Genomic DNA, 14,172 nt, shown 5'->3' on the forward strand with positions numbered 1-14,172 from the left:
AAAAAAGAGCTTCCCTGACATTTGTCGGGGAAGCTCACCTCTCTTGAAAGCAATTCAGGAAAGAAGCGGCCGCCTACCCCACGACCTCGGTGGTCTCCACCTCTACGGATGCCGCCACGGTCTCGGGTTCCTCAGGCGCTCCGTCGCGGGCCACCGCCCGGGCGGCACGGGCCTCGGCCTCCTTCTCGGCCAAATTCGCCTTGGCCACGGCGATCATGAGCTTGATGCGGTTGAGCTGGTTCACCTCGCTCGCACCGGGGTCGTAGTCCACGGCCACGATGTTGCTCTCCGGGTAGCGGCGGCGCAGCTCCTTAATGGTGGCCTTGCCCACCACGTGGTTCGGCAAACAGGCGAAGGGCTGGGTGCACACCACGTTCGGGCAGCCGGAGCGAATGAGCTCCACCATCTCAGCGGTGAGCAGCCACCCCTCGCCCATGGAGTTGCACAGGGAAAGGATCTCGCTCGCGTAGTCGGCCAGCTCGTAGATGTCCGCCGGCGGGTGGAAGCGACTCGACTTCTCCAGCGCGTCGTTCACGGGCTTGCGCAGCTTCTTGATGGCGGCCAGGCCGATCTTGCTCCCGAGCGCGCTCTTCTTCGACTTGCCGATAGGCTGCTGGAAGATGCCGCCGGCGATGCCGAACAGGAAGAACTCGATAAGCCCGGGCACCACGGCCTCGCAGCCCTCGCGCTCGATGACGTCCACGATCTGGTTGTTGGCCGTCGGGTGGAACTTCACGAGGATCTCGCCCACCACGCCCACGCGGGGTTTCGTGCCCTCGCCGGCCAGGGGCAGCGCGTCGAAGTCCTCCACGATGCGGCGCACCGTGCGGCGGAACTCCGACTGGCGCACGCCGCGCTCGAGCTGGTGCTTGCAGGCGTCCATCCAGTACTGGAACAGGCGGTTCGCGCTGCCCGGCTCCACCTCGTAGGGGCGCGTGCGATACAAGCACATCATGAGCAAATCGCCGTACTGCAGCGCGTAAATGGCCTGGTAGAGCATCTTCGGCGTGATCTTGAAGCCAGGGTTCTCCTCGCCCAGGTCCTTGAAGGAGATGGCGATGACCGGGATGTGCCCGAGCCCCACGGACTTCAGCGCCTTGCGGATGAGCGAGATGTAGTTGGTGGCGCGGCAGCCGCCGCCGGTCTGGGTGATGAGCACGGCCAGCTTGTCGGTGTCGTACTTGCCCGACAGCACCGCTTCCATAATCTGGCCCGTGACCAGGATGGACGGGTAGCAGATGTCGTTGTTCACGTACTTCAGGCCCGCGTCCACCGCGCCGTGGTCCACCGAGGGCAGAAGCGCCACGTTGTAGCCGGCGCGCTTGAAGATGGGCACCAGAAGCTCGAAGTGGTAGGGGGCCATCTGGGGCGCCAGAATCGTCCAGCCCCCATCGCGCATCTGCTCGGTGAACTGGGGGCGCGCGAACTCGGTGGAGGCGCCCTCGCGCTGCTCGATCTCGGCCGCGGCCACCACGCCATCGGCCTTCTCGGTGAAGCTGGCGGGCACGAGCTTATCCAGGTTGTCCAAGTCGATGCACGCAGCCGGACAGCCCCTCTTCTCGGCGGCGGCGTCGGCTTCCGCCTCGGCCTCGCGGTCGGCCTGGTCCTTCAAGGCCGCCAAAAGACTGCGCACGCGAATGCGCGCCGCGCCCAAGTTCGACACCTCGTCGATCTTCAGCACCGTGTACACCTTGCCGGCCGCTTCCAACACCTCCTGCACCTGATCGGTGGTGAGGGCATCCAGGCCGCATCCGAAGGAGTTCAGCTGAATGAGATCGAGATCCTTACGCTGGGTGACCACCTTGGCCGCCGCGTACAGGCGCGTGTGGTACATCCACTGATCCACCACGCGAATGGGCCGCTCCAGCTGGCCCAAGTGCGCCACGGAGTCCTCGGTGAGCACGGCCAAACCGAAGCTCGTGAGCAGCTCGGGGATGGCGTGGTTGATCTCGGGATCCTGATGGTAGGGGCGCCCGGCCAACACGATGCCGCGCGTGCCGGTCTTCTCCATCCACGCGAGGGTTTCCACACCCTTCGTGCGAATATCGCGTTTGAACGCCTCGTCCTCGGCCCAGGCCGCCTCCACCGCCGCCCGGATCTCGTCAGCCGTGAGCGCGGGGCCGCACCCGTTCGTCTCTTTCGCAAAGTTCTCGGTCAGCTCCACCACCAGGCGCTCGGCCAGCTTGTCCTTGTCGTGGTAGGGCACCCACGGCGACACGAAGGCCACATCGGTCTCGCGCAGCTCGTCGATGTTCAGGCGCAGCGCCTCGGGGTAACTCGCCACAATGGGGCAGTTGAAGTGGTTGCCGGCGGTCTCGTCCTCCTGGCGCTCCCACTTCGAACACGGCATCCAGATGAAGTCCGGGTGCTTGTCGAGCAGGTTCATGATGTGGCCGTGCGAAAGCTTCGCCGGATAGCACACGCTCTCGGAGGGCATCGATTCGATGCCGGCCTCGTAGGTCTTCTTCGTGGACGGGTCGGACAGCACCACCCGGTACCCCAGCTTCGTGAAGAAGGTGAACCAGAACGGGTAGTTCTCGTACATGTTGAGCGCGCGCGGGATGCCCACGGTGCCGCGGGGCGCCTCCTCGGGCGCCAGGGGCTCGTAGCCGAAGGTGCGCTCGGCCTTGTACTCGAACAGGTTCGGCACGGCCGACTTCTCGGTGCCGGTGCCCAAACTCTCGCCCTTCTCGCAGCGGTTGCCGGTGATGAAGCGGCGGTGCTTGCCCGTCGCCGCATCGATGCCGAAATCGTTCACTGTGAGCAGGCAGGCGTTCGAGCAGCCCTTGCAGCGCACGGTGCGATGCGTCGGCGCGAGCGCCTCGATCTCCTCAAGGGACAAAAGCCCACTCAGGGGCACCTTCGGGCCCAGATCCGGCGACAGCGGCACGTTCTCGGTGCGCCGACGCGTCTCCTCAAAGCGGTCGCGGGCCAACAATGCCGCGCCGAAGGCGCCCATGTTGCCGGCGATGTCGGGACGGATGGCGTTCACTTCGGAGAGCTGCTCGAAGGCGCGCAGCACCGCATCGTTCAAGAAGGTGCCGCCCTGCACGATGACCTTCGTGCCCACATCGTGCGGGTCGCGAATCTTGATGACCTTGAACAGGGCGTTCTTGATAACGGAAATCGCCAGACCCGCGGCGATGTCGCCTACGGTGGCGCCCTCCTTCTGGGCCTGTTTCACGCGGCTGTTCATGAACACGGTGCAGCGGCTGCCCAGATCCACCGGGTTCTCGGCGGAGATGGCCGTGGCGGCGAACTCGGCCACGTCCAGGTTCAGGCCGCTCGCGAAGGACTCGATGAAGCTGCCGCAGCCCGAGGAACAGGCCTCGTTCAGCATGATGTGGTCGATGACGCCGTCCTTCACGCGCAAGCACTTCATGTCCTGGCCGCCGATGTCCAGGATGAACTCCACGCCGGGCAGCATCTCCTGGGCGCCGCGCAAATGGGCCACCGTCTCAATCTCGCCGGAGTCGACCCGCAGGGCCTCCAGCAGAAGCCCCTCGCCGTAGCCGGTCACCGTGGCGTGGCCTATCTGCACGAGCGGCTCATCCGTTTCCGGGTCGCGGGGCAGCGCCTGGTACAGCTCGGCCACGGCCGCCTTGGCGCAGCCCAGCACGTCGCCCTTGTTCGAGGCGTAGGTGGACCACAGAAGCGCCCCGTCCTCGCCGATGAGCGCCGCCTTGAACGTGGTGGAGCCGGCGTCGATGCCGAGGAAGGCCACGCCCCGGTAGTCCTCAAGCGACGCGCGACGCACGCGCTCGGCGTCGTGGCGAGCGTGGAACTCCGCCAGCTCCGCCTCGTCGGCGAACAGCGGCGCCAGGCGTACCACCTCCGAGCCCTGCATGTCGCCCAGGCCCTCCAGGCGCGTCAGCACATCGAAAAGCTTCTCGGGCCGCGCGCCCTCTGCCACACCGGCGATGGCGCAGCCGGCAGCCACGAACAGGTGCGCGTTCTCGGGCACGATGATGGCCTCGTCGGTCAATTCCAAGATTTCGTAGAAGCGCTTGCGCAGTTCGGGCAGGTACTGCAAGGGGCCGCCGAGGAAGGCCACATGCCCCCGGATGGGCCGGCCGCAGGCGAGACCGGAGATGGTCTGAGTCACCACCGACTGGAAGATGGAGGCGGCGATGTCCTCCTTGCGCGCGCCCTCGTTCAGAAGCGGCTGAACATCGGTCTTGGCGAACACGCCGCAGCGGCTCGCGATGGGGTAGATGGTCTCATGATCGGCCGCCAGCTCGTTCAGGCCGCCGGCATCCGTGTCCAGAAGGGCCGCCATCTGGTCGATGAAGGCGCCCGTGCCGCCGGCGCAGGTGCCGTTCATGCGCTGCTCGATACCGTTGTCGAAGTAGATGATCTTCGCGTCCTCGCCGCCCAACTCGATGGCGACGTCGGTTTTGGGGATGAAGGTCTCCACCGCCGTCTTCGACGCGATGACCTCCTGCACGAAAGTGACATCGAGCCACTGGGACAGAAGCAGGCCGCCCGATCCGGTGATGGCGATGGTCATGGTCTCGTCCGGATAGGCCGCGGCGGCCTCGCGCAGCACCTCCACGATGGTGGCGCGCACGTCGGCGTGATGGCGGCGGTACACCGCCCACAGGATTTCGTTGTCGTTGTTCAGCACCGCCAGCTTCACCGTGGTCGATCCCACGTCGATGCCGATATGGAAGGGGCACGCCTCCGCAGCGGCGCTGGCCTCGGCGGAAGTCTGGGCCGTCTCCACCGTGGTCACCCGCGGCGCGCAAGAGGCGCACGCCGCAGATGCCAGCTCTTTCGCCGAGGTTGAGGCCTCGGTGATGATCTCAGTGTACTTGCTGTTCTTGGTGTTTTTCTTCATCGGACTTTCTCCCAACTTGCAGCTCGATGGATTCGCCGGGTTTGATGAACAGAAGGCGCATGGCGATGCGCGCCATGGTCTCAGAGGATTCGGGGCAGCCGCGCTCGATCCAGTGGGCGATGATGCCCAGGTAGGCGGCGGCGTAGAAGGCCACATAGTACTCCACGAAAACCGTAGGGTTGTCGCGATACTTCTCATGCAGGATGTTCTGCACCAGGTTCTCGCAGACCGCCTCGCGCAGCCGCGGCCCGAAGCGCACATCGCCCCCGGGGCCGAGCACCGCGTGCAAAAAATCGCTCTGCTCGCGCAGGTAGTCGAAGAGCTCCACGAGAAACGGCAGCGGCCGGCCCGTCGCGCGGAAGGCCAGCATATCCGCCAAGGTGATGGACTGCATGCGTCCCTGCAGGGCATCGAGGTCGGCCATGACCTCGTCCTCCAGCACGGCGAGCAGCCCGTCCTTGTCGCGGAAGTGGTTGTAGAAGGTGCCACGGGACGTATCGGCCCGCTCGCACAGATCGTTCACGGTGAGCGCATCGTAGCCGCGCTCCTCCATGAGCTCGATGAGGGCGCCGCGCAGGGCCCGCCTCGATTTCGCGATGCGCCGATCCTCGCAGGGGGCGGCCGGCGCGCAGGTTGCCGTGGCTATGACGGTCTCCTTCGTTCGGTTGCGATACAGCGGTCGGATTTCGACAGAACGGCCAAAATTGGACACACTGTTCAATAGCTCGCATTATAGAGAGCGCCGCCCTTTTCGGCAACCCCTTCCTTCCCCTTCCACCACCCTTCCAAAAGCCTGTTTTCTTGTCGAAGGCGGCCCGCAGTTGCTCTTTTCCTGGTATCTTGGGGTTTCGCATTCGTACCACCGCGTTTATCGAGGAGGCAGGCGCCTGCGCGCCGAACCCTATGGCAAACAGACCTGGCAAGCATTCCGCTCCGCTCAACTCCGGCACCTCGCGCCGGGGCGCCCACTCGGCGCCGCTCGGCTCCACGCAGGGACGCCGCGGTTCCCACTCCGCCCCCGTAACGAGCGCCGGCCGCAGCACCCGGAGCGCCCAGGCCGCCCGTTCTCGCAGCGCCCAGGCGGACGCCTCGCGGACGCCTCGCGCCTCCCGCGCCCGCTCCTCCTTCGAGGGCACCGGCTTCGCGCCGACCGCAAGCCCCGTTTCCGCCGCGGGCGGCTCCCAAAGCTTCGCTGCCACGGACAGCCTTGCCCACGCCAAAGCGGCTCGCAAGAAGTCGCGCGGTAAGAAGATCGCTCTCGGCATCGCCGCGGCCCTCGTCGTCATCCTCGCCGGTGCCGGCACGGCGCTCGCGCTCTACCTGAACGGCATCAACGCCACCATCCAGGGCGGCCTCGATGACGCCGAGTTCAAGGAGCTCGGCGAGCAGCTGGCCCCGGCCAAGGCCGACGGCTCCTATTACGTGGGCATCTTCGGCAGCGACGCCCGCAAGGGCGAGACAGCCAGCCGCTCGGACGTGACCATGCTCGCCCGCATCGATCCCGACAAGGGCGTGGGCGATCTCATCTCGGTGCCCCGCGACACCATGATCAATATCGAGGGTCACGGCACCCAGAAGATCAACGCCGCCTATGCCTTCGGCGGCCCGTCCGAGGCCGTGAAAACGCTCTCCACCTTCGCCGGCGTGCCCATCACCCACTACGTGGAGGTGCACTTCGAGGAGCTGAAGGACGTTGTGAACGAACTCGGCGGTATTCAGGTGAACGTGCCCGAGAGCTTCTATTCCGACACGAGCGGCATCTCCCTTGAGGCCGGCGAGCAGACCCTCGACGGCGACCAGGCCCTCGCCTTCGCCCGCGAGCGCCACGCCACCCGCGCCGGTGACTTCTCCCGCGCCCAGGCCCAGCGCATGATCATCGAGGCCATCGTGGAGAAGGTGCTCTCGAAGTCCATCACCGAGATCCCCGGTACCGTGGAATCCCTCGCCCGCTGCGTGACCACCGACTACTCCGTGACCGATCTGGTGTCCCTCGCGCTCACCTTCAAGGACAAGGGACTCACCATGTACTCGGCCGCCTGCCCCAGCTACACCCTGAACCAGGACGGCATCAGCTACGTGGGCACCCAGTACGCCGAGTGGCAGGACATGATGCGCCGGGTAGACGCAGGGCTTGATCCAACCGACACCTCCGCGGAAATCCCCGAGCCCCAGGCAAGCGATACCGAACTGGGCGCCGCCACCAACGCCGCCTCCCCCGCCGAGTACCGCGACCTCATGGCCGACGCCCTCACCACCGACGACGTCGTGGACGTGGAGTAGGCACGAATCCGCACCAGAAACGCCGAGCGGCCCGGACACTCGCCCGGGCCGCTCTTTTTTGCAAGATCAAAGGCAACCGTCAAATAGCTGCCGAAAGTTCATTCATCTTCCTTCGCACGGGCGCGTTGGGCCAGACGCCACGCCGAGCCGAGATTGAGCGCCCCATGCACAACAAGAAGCGCGAGAAGCACCTTGGCGGAAGCAGCATGCAGCGGCCCCCAAAAGTAATAGCCCTCGGCATAAAAGCCAAAGGCAGGCAGAACTGTTCCCGATTCCATGAGACCCGACAGGACAACAACTGCAACGGAAAGCACCAGCGCAGCATCGAGCAAAATTCGTCCCTTTGCTCGCCAGGCGCCCCGACTCGTCAAAAGGTGGCCGGCAAAATCAACATGCTGGGCCCCGTGCACAAGCAGGACCAACCCGATACCAAGCCCCAGCCACTCGTGCGCGCCAACGCCCGTCATCGCAGGCAGCGACACCACGATATACAAAACCAGCGCCAGCGCATCAACAACGAGCACTCTCATGAGCGTCCCACCTTCCGCACGATGCCGACAAGCGCCACCACAAGGGCCACCGGCATAAGTATCCACAGGTTCAAGCTCGCATCCGATGCCTGGTGGTAGCGCGAGCCGAGAGTTTCCCAACCATGGCACTCCACCGATGCGCAGGAAGCTTCCGGGCACGTCATCTCGTGCACGCCATCCGGCTCGGGCACGTCGTCGAAACCGTGGCAGCTTCCTGAAGCGCATCCCACCACAGGACAGGGTGAAGTCTCCGTAATGGGTCGCACACTCAACGCCTCAGGCTGAACAAGCATCACAGCACCGACCGAACAGACTGCGGCCAGCAGAAACACCGCCGCCGTCACGGCGATCTTTTTCATAGGACTCCTTCCTCCTCCGAAAGAGAAGGGCCGCCCGCCCTGCGGCAGGCGGCCCGCATGTCAGAAAGACGCAGGGCTGATTGGAGGGCTCGGCTCGCGTCCGCGCAACTGACTACTTCTCGGAGGGACGCAACGGGAGAAACTTGAGCCCCAAGAAGAACACGAGGAACCCAAGGGCCACGACGCCCAGCGTCACGCCCGCCTCCAGCGGCGTCGGCCAGTAGACGAGGTTCGCATAGGCATCGGCAAGCGTGCCATCGGCGTAGGTGATGCTCATGGAATTCACTGCAGGTGCCATGTCGGCCAGGTTAGTGATTTGGAATCCGCCCACCAGCAGCTGAACGCGCTTGCAGAAGATGCCGGCGATGGCCAGCAACGAAGCCGTCACCAGAAGACCGTTGCGACGCAGGGCAGGAGTCAGGCAGATGACGGCGCACGCGACACAGCCGATGATCTCGAACCAGAAGTAGGGGGCCAGAGGACCTTGGGTCAGCATGGCCACTACCTCTGCCCCTGCGCCACCCGGGAACCCTTCGGTAAGCAGATCACAGCCAAAGAAGTACAAATCCACCAGCACAAAGGCTCCGAGCAGCTTGGCGAGACGCACGATGTTGTCTTGCTCCACGTTGAGGTAACCGGCACGGCGCAATCCAATGACAACAGCCATCACGAGCGCCGTACCACACACCAGAGCGGAGGACACGAACCAAGGAGCCAGAAGGGCTGTATGCCACATCTCGTGCCCCTGCTGAAGACTGAAGATCCAGGCAGTTACCGAATGGACGAGCACGGCGGTAACGAGAGCGATCACCGAGATGACGCGCAAGGCCACAGCGCTGACCTTGCCGCGCTCGGCCTGAATCTGGGCCCACAGGTATACGCACGACAGGATGAGGTAGGTGGAAAGGACAATGATATCCCACATAAGCGGGCTGCCCAGATTGGAGTAAACGAACAGCTCCCACACGCGGAAGGGCTGGCCCATATCCACCACTACAAGACCGATGGCGACCACCGTGCAGGCGATGGATGAGAACACCGCCACTTTCGAGATACCGCCGAAGCCGCGGATGCCGAGGGCCTTGGGCACCGACGAGATGATAAGACCGCCGGCCGACAGGCCCACGAAAAACATGAAGCCCGTGATGTAGAGGCCCCAGCTGTCGAGGTTGCGCATGGCGGTCTGCACCATGCCGCCCGACAGCTGCATAAACCACAGCACCAAGCCGACCACCATCACCACGGCGCTCACGCCGATGGCAACATTGAGAGCAGGACTCTTGACGGCCGTCGACGCGTGCTCACTAGCACGCCCTCGATCGCTGGACGCTGAGAAATCGAGGTCATCGCTGGCAAGGGCTCCACCCTGCATATACTCGGACATAATGTCACTCCCCTCTGCTAGACGAGATAGTAAGTTGAAGGCTCCGTGCCACGATCTTCCAAGAGCCGCTTGTGCGACCGTTCCGCAAGAAGACGGCTTACCTCAGAAGTCGGGTCATCTAAGTCGCCCCAAAAACGTGCTCGACCCACGCAAAGGTGCATGCAAGCCGGCTCAATGCCTTGAGACGTGCGGTGGTAGCAGAACGTGCACTTCTCCACGACGTGCTGCTGATGTTCGGGCGCATCCTTGCTGCCCATGGCATAGTCCATGTGGAATACGGGCTCTTCCCAGTTGAAAGAACGCACACCGTTGTAAGGGCAAGCACTCATGCACATGCGGCAGCCGATGCACTTGTCGTAATCCTGGCGCACCACTCCCGTTTCGGGATCCTTGTAGGTCGCTCCCACCGGGCATACCTTCACGCAGGCGGGATTCTCGCAATGCTGGCAGGCGACGGGGATATAGCCGAACTGCAAATTGTCAGGATACGAGCCGCCCACCATGTCGAACCCCATCTCGCCACCGTTATCGGTGAAGATGCGGTTCCACCATACATCGTTGGGCAAGTTGTTCTCCGTTTTGCACGCCATGGCACATACGTGGCAGCCAATGCACTTCTTAGTGTCGATCACCATTCCATAACGGGTCATTTATCTCACCTCTCCCTCGTACTTGCGCACTTCGACGAGCGTGTCGTCGAACGACGTGTTCATATGAAGCAGATTCAAATGGTCGCAGGTCAGCTCTTGATAGCTGCCCGCCACATAGGCTCCCCGGTGCCATCCCTTGGGCGAGGAGACCATGCCCGGCCTGACGCCCATATCGAATTTCGCCTTGCACACGCAGTGGCCCCGATCGTTGTAGGCCTCGACGTAGTCGCCCTCAGCGATGCCGCGCGCTTCGGCATCAACGGGGTTCATGCGCAAATAGGGCTCCGGATCAAGCTCGCGCAGCACAGGAGCATGGTTGTACTGGGTATGCAAGTGCCATCTTGTGCGCTCGCAATAATGGTACAGGGGATATTTTTCGTGCTGCTCGCTCTCATCGTAGGCCTCGAAGGGCGTATGGTAGGTGGGCATATGGTAAAAGTCCTTGTCGATGGGCTTGCCGATGTCGATGCGAGCGCCGGGATTCTCCACGTAGAATTCCAGACGGCCGGAAAGCGTAGGCCAGCGCTGTTCTTCCCAGTGAATCCAGTTCTCGTCTCGGTCGGCCAGCACGCCCTTCTCCTTGAGGTTGTCGAAGGTAATGCCCACCGGCTCGCCCTTCTCGGTATCGACCACCATGCGCATCATTTCCTCGTTGGACTTGGCGTAGAACGCCTTGGCCGCCTCGTTGTCCATGCGCTCGGCAATGGCCCGGAAGATCTCCACGTCCTCCTTCGCCTCACCGATGGGGTCGGCCACCTTGTTCGCCATGTACAGGAAGGGAGTGTGCGAGCTGGCCTGAATCCAGTCGTACTCGAAGTAGTGGGCGCAGGGCAGCACAATGTCGCTGTACTCGCAGGTTTCGGAGAACTCCATGTCGTTCGTCACGATGCAGGGGATCTTCGGCAAGATCTCCTCGATGGTCTTGCGCTGGGCCGCATAGCTGCCGACCGGGTTCGCCCCTATGTTGTAGAGAAGGCGCACGGGGAAATCCTCGCCCTTCAGCTTGCCCGTTTCCAAGACCTCGGGCAGATGAAGCCACGGCAGCTCGTCGTGAAGGCCCTTGAGTCCCGCCGGGAAGGCGAGGCCGGCCATGTTGATCGTCGGCTTGCTCTTCCCCAAATGCCCAATAGAGGCGCCGCGCTTGCCGATATTGCCCGTAAGGGCGGCGAGGCAGGCCCAGGTCATGCCCATCTCCTCGCAGTTATCGTACAGGTGGTAGCCCGCATAGATGGTCGAGGGCGTGTCCTGGGAGTACATGCGGGCAAGCTCCACGATGGTATCCGCCGACACCTCGGTGATGCCCTCAGCCCACTCTGGCGTGCACTCGGCCATATGCTCCTTGAACAGCGACCAGGCCGTGGTAACTTTCACGCCGTTTACCTCGAAGCTGCCCTCGAGTGCGGGGTTGGCCACGTCATTGATGAGGCCCCAGGCGTCCTTGTCGGCGTCCCATACCACATAGTGGGCCGACTCCTCCAACGTGGGCACCTTGCCGGCCTTCACGCCCTGGAGTAGCAGTGTGCCGAAGAACGGGTACTCGGGCAGCTGTGCCGGGCCCTCCTCGCCGAAATCCGTCGCGCGGAGGAAATGGCCGTTGTCCTCGCGCACGAGCAGGGGAGCGCAGGTCTTCTCGCGCATGAAGTCCAGGTCGTACCATTCGTTGGCGATGATAGCGTTGAGCATAGCCATGCCGAGCGCCGGATCGGTACCGGGTTTGATGGGCACCCATTTTGTGGCCTGTTGGGCCGCGATGGTGTAGGTAGGGTCGATGACGACCAGATTGGCGCCAGCGTCCTTGGCCTCCATGCAGAAGTGCCAGCTATGGGGCTGGGAGTTGGGCGGGTTCGTATCCCAGATCAAAAGCGTTTTGGCAAAACGGTAGTCGCCAGCCATGTTACGCTGGTTGAAGTCCCAACCGCTGCCGGTCACCTCTCCGATGCCGACCAGATCGCCGTAGTCCAGGCACACGTCAAGCCCCTGGAACCCAAAGGCATTCGCGAAACCAAGACCGGCGATCAAGCCGCCGTAGGCGGCGAAAGAGTTGCCGGCAGACACAAGCACGCAGTTCGAGCGCACGCCGTAGTTCTCCGTGTTGTAGGTGAGCGTATCGGCGACAAGCTGGGTAGCCTCGTCCCACGACAGGCGCTCCCACTCGTCGGTGCCGCGGTTCTCGACATGGGGCTCTTCCAAGCTCCACGTCTTCCGCTTCATGGGATACAGCACGCGGTTGAAGTCGTACATGCGGTTCGCATGGCTAAAACCACGCATACAGATTCGCTCGTAAGCGGGATACGGAAGATCCTCATTAGATCGTATGTTTACCATTTTGCCTTCGCGAACCGTGGCAACCATCGAACAATTGCCTTGGCAGTTGCAACCGCAGACGCAAACGACCTCATGCTCCTCGTCGCCCGCAGTCTCCTCATCGGTTGCAGCAAGAGCCGTCATCGTGGCTCCGCTCACTGCAGCGGCTCCGGCTACAGCAGCTGTAGTTTTGAGAAAGCTTCGGCGCGAAATGCCTTTGACCGGTACGTTCAGTTCCGACATTTCTCCTCCTATCTCCAAATGCAGCGGAATCTCTCCGCTCTCCATTCGGGCGCCATGCATAAGCGCCCGCCCTCGCGCGGGGTCGGCCCCTCCCCGCTCTCAGTGCGCAGTATAAACCCTTTGTTACTTTGTCGCAATACATTGTGACAATAAATTTGAGCCTATTTTCTCTGTTTAGCGATTCCAGCTCTTTTCAAACCCCTGGAGGCAAGGCTCACACGCATCGGCAGATCCTGTACTGTCGGTAAGCTGCACAGAAAGTTCGCCTGCGGGTACCACTTTCAGCTCCCGCAGGGAACGCCCCTCGTCCACCGCGACGTTGAAAGACACGCACAGCCGCCCGGGTTCCGGCACAGCACGACGAGCAACGGAGAGCCAGCGAGGATGAAAGGCCAACGACCCCCCTTCGGCGTCTTCGAGAACCTGGCGGCAGCCCTCCCTCTCTAGGGCTCGTCTCACCAGATCGCGATCGCCGTCGAAAGCCAGCGCGGTCTTTAGGAAGAAGTCGTCGTAGTCGAAGGCATAGCAGGCGTGAATGTCGGCGAAGGGCTCGTTCATGTTTCGCACTTGAGCTCGATGCTTGTTCTCCAATGAGCAATAATGCAGCGCCAGTCCCAAGCCTTGCTCGCGCGCCCACAGCATCAGACGCAAGCAGTCCTCCTCGCTATCCTGCACCGCCAAAGCACCCGCATAGGTGTAGTCGAACATCACCTGCTGGGGAGGGTTGCGCAGCGTAAGGCCCAAGGACTCAAACACGGGCCAGTTCCACATGGCATAGGCAAACTCCAGCAAATTAACGCCGTCAACGCCTAGGGCATCGAGCTTCGCCAAAAGCTCTTTCATGAACGAGTCGGTTCCCGGAATGACGGGCATCTCCACCATGACCGTGGGCACTTGCTCGCGCGCCCAAGCCATACGTTCCAGCACCTTTTCCAAAAGCTCCGGCTTGTCATCCTGCTTGACAGAGAATCGAATCTCATGAAGGCCCGCCCGCACGAGACGATCGATCAGCTCGCGGCTCAGCAGGTCCCCGGACGTGTACAGGCGCAGATGAGCCGCGGGAAACAGCTCGGAGGCACGGGAGAAGAAAGCCACAGCCTCGTCTGCCATCAAAAGAGGCTCACCGCCAGTAAGCGCAATGCAGGCCGGGGAGCCGGGCTCTGCAGCCAAATCGTCCAGCTGGCGACGCCATGGAAAAGGTCGCTCGCACCAGTAGGCAAAATCCTCCTGATTGGGATTGAAGCAGAAGAAACAGTCGCGATGGCAGTTGTTCGTCAAGGCAAAACTGCGGCTCACGCAGGAGCCGGTGCACGCCTCGCAGGCAACGCTCATGGGGCCGATGGCCACACTCGCTCCTCCATTGCGGATGCGAGCCCCCCGCTCGCGCAACTGGCGAAGCAGTCCCTCGCGTTCAAGTCGTTCGCTATCGTACGGGGCGAACGCTATGCCAGTCGCCTCCAGGGCGGCCATGTGCTCGGCCTCGATGTCCTCGTACAGGGCGAGGGCCGAACGGCGCCCCTCGTCGCCCGCTCCCTTTTCGGTTTCCTTCCCGACCGCCATCTTTCCCCCTGGATAGCATCGA

Annotated in this window: 9 protein-coding genes and 1 pseudogene; 1 reads left to right on the forward strand and 9 read right to left on the reverse strand. The window is 63.0% G+C overall.

What is annotated here, in order from left to right; genetic code table 11:
* Positions 1-73: 73 nt before the first annotated feature.
* Both GO707_RS06170 and GO707_RS06175 read right to left on the reverse strand, forming a co-directional pair.
* Positions 74-4,840: a 2-hydroxyacyl-CoA dehydratase gene (locus tag GO707_RS06170; protein ID WP_157012540.1), complete on the reverse strand. Its 4,767-nt coding sequence runs from the start codon at positions 4,838-4,840 to the stop codon at positions 74-76.
* Entirely contained in the window at positions 4,806-5,561 is a 756-nt protein-coding gene (locus GO707_RS06175; RefSeq protein ID WP_371317474.1) for a TetR/AcrR family transcriptional regulator, read from the reverse strand. Before GO707_RS06175 ends, GO707_RS06170 begins: the two co-directional genes overlap by 35 nt.
* 182 nt (positions 5,562-5,743) lie before the next feature.
* On the opposite strand from GO707_RS06175, the gene GO707_RS06180 reads away from it, so the two are divergent.
* Complete coding sequence (locus tag GO707_RS06180; protein ID WP_157012541.1) at positions 5,744-7,120, forward strand: LCP family protein; 1,377 nt, start codon at positions 5,744-5,746, stop codon at positions 7,118-7,120.
* A gap of 98 nt (positions 7,121-7,218) precedes the next feature.
* On the opposite strand, the gene GO707_RS06185 is transcribed toward GO707_RS06180, so the two are convergent.
* From GO707_RS06185 to GO707_RS06210, 7 genes and pseudogenes are all read right to left on the reverse strand, one after another.
* Positions 7,219-7,650, reverse strand: a complete 432-nt coding sequence (locus GO707_RS06185; protein ID WP_157012542.1) for a DUF4405 domain-containing protein — start codon at positions 7,648-7,650, stop codon at positions 7,219-7,221.
* A complete protein-coding gene (locus GO707_RS06190) occupies positions 7,647-8,009 on the reverse strand; it encodes a hypothetical protein (protein WP_114539212.1) in 363 nt (120 codons plus the stop codon). Before GO707_RS06190 ends, GO707_RS06185 begins: the two co-directional genes overlap by 4 nt.
* Positions 8,010-8,121: 112 nt before the next feature.
* On the reverse strand, positions 8,122-9,393 hold the full coding sequence (gene nrfD, locus GO707_RS06195; RefSeq protein ID WP_227070122.1) for an NrfD/PsrC family molybdoenzyme membrane anchor subunit: 1,272 nt from the start codon (positions 9,391-9,393) through the stop codon (positions 8,122-8,124).
* A 17-nt stretch (positions 9,394-9,410) separates the two neighbouring features.
* On the reverse strand, positions 9,411-10,043 hold the full coding sequence (locus GO707_RS06200) for a 4Fe-4S dicluster domain-containing protein (protein WP_114539213.1): 633 nt from the start codon (positions 10,041-10,043) through the stop codon (positions 9,411-9,413).
* Positions 10,044-12,311, reverse strand: coding sequence for a molybdopterin-containing oxidoreductase family protein (locus tag GO707_RS06205; RefSeq protein WP_227081070.1), 2,268 nt, complete (start codon positions 12,309-12,311; stop codon positions 10,044-10,046).
* Positions 12,312-12,497: 186 nt separating this feature from the next.
* A pseudogene (locus GO707_RS12875) lies at positions 12,498-12,650 on the reverse strand (twin-arginine translocation signal domain-containing protein); the annotation flags it as partial.
* A gap of 114 nt (positions 12,651-12,764) precedes the next feature.
* Complete coding sequence (locus GO707_RS06210; protein WP_173113996.1) at positions 12,765-14,060, reverse strand: radical SAM protein; 1,296 nt, start codon at positions 14,058-14,060, stop codon at positions 12,765-12,767.
* Between the last annotated feature and the right edge of the window lie 112 nt (positions 14,061-14,172).

The sequence above is a fragment of the Adlercreutzia rubneri genome, from assembly GCF_009755265.1.
GTDB lineage: Bacteria > Actinomycetota > Coriobacteriia > Coriobacteriales > Eggerthellaceae > Adlercreutzia > Adlercreutzia rubneri.

Coding starts and splice junctions, on each gene's coding strand:
- GO707_RS06170 (WP_157012540.1), bottom strand. CDS start 4,840: ATGAAGAAAAACACCAAGAACAGCAAGTACACTGAGATCATCACCGAG.
- GO707_RS06180 (WP_157012541.1), top strand. CDS start 5,744: ATGGCAAACAGACCTGGCAAGCATTCCGCTCCGCTCAACTCCGGCACC.
- GO707_RS06185 (WP_157012542.1), bottom strand. CDS start 7,650: ATGAGAGTGCTCGTTGTTGATGCGCTGGCGCTGGTTTTGTATATCGTG.
- GO707_RS06190 (WP_114539212.1), bottom strand. CDS start 8,009: ATGAAAAAGATCGCCGTGACGGCGGCGGTGTTTCTGCTGGCCGCAGTC.
- nrfD (WP_227070122.1), bottom strand. CDS start 9,393: ATGTCCGAGTATATGCAGGGTGGAGCCCTTGCCAGCGATGACCTCGAT.
- GO707_RS06200 (WP_114539213.1), bottom strand. CDS start 10,043: ATGACCCGTTATGGAATGGTGATCGACACTAAGAAGTGCATTGGCTGC.
- GO707_RS06205 (WP_227081070.1), bottom strand. CDS start 12,311: ATGCGTGGTTTTAGCCATGCGAACCGCATGTACGACTTCAACCGCGTG.
- GO707_RS06210 (WP_173113996.1), bottom strand. CDS start 14,060: ATGGCCGCCCTGGAGGCGACTGGCATAGCGTTCGCCCCGTACGATAGC.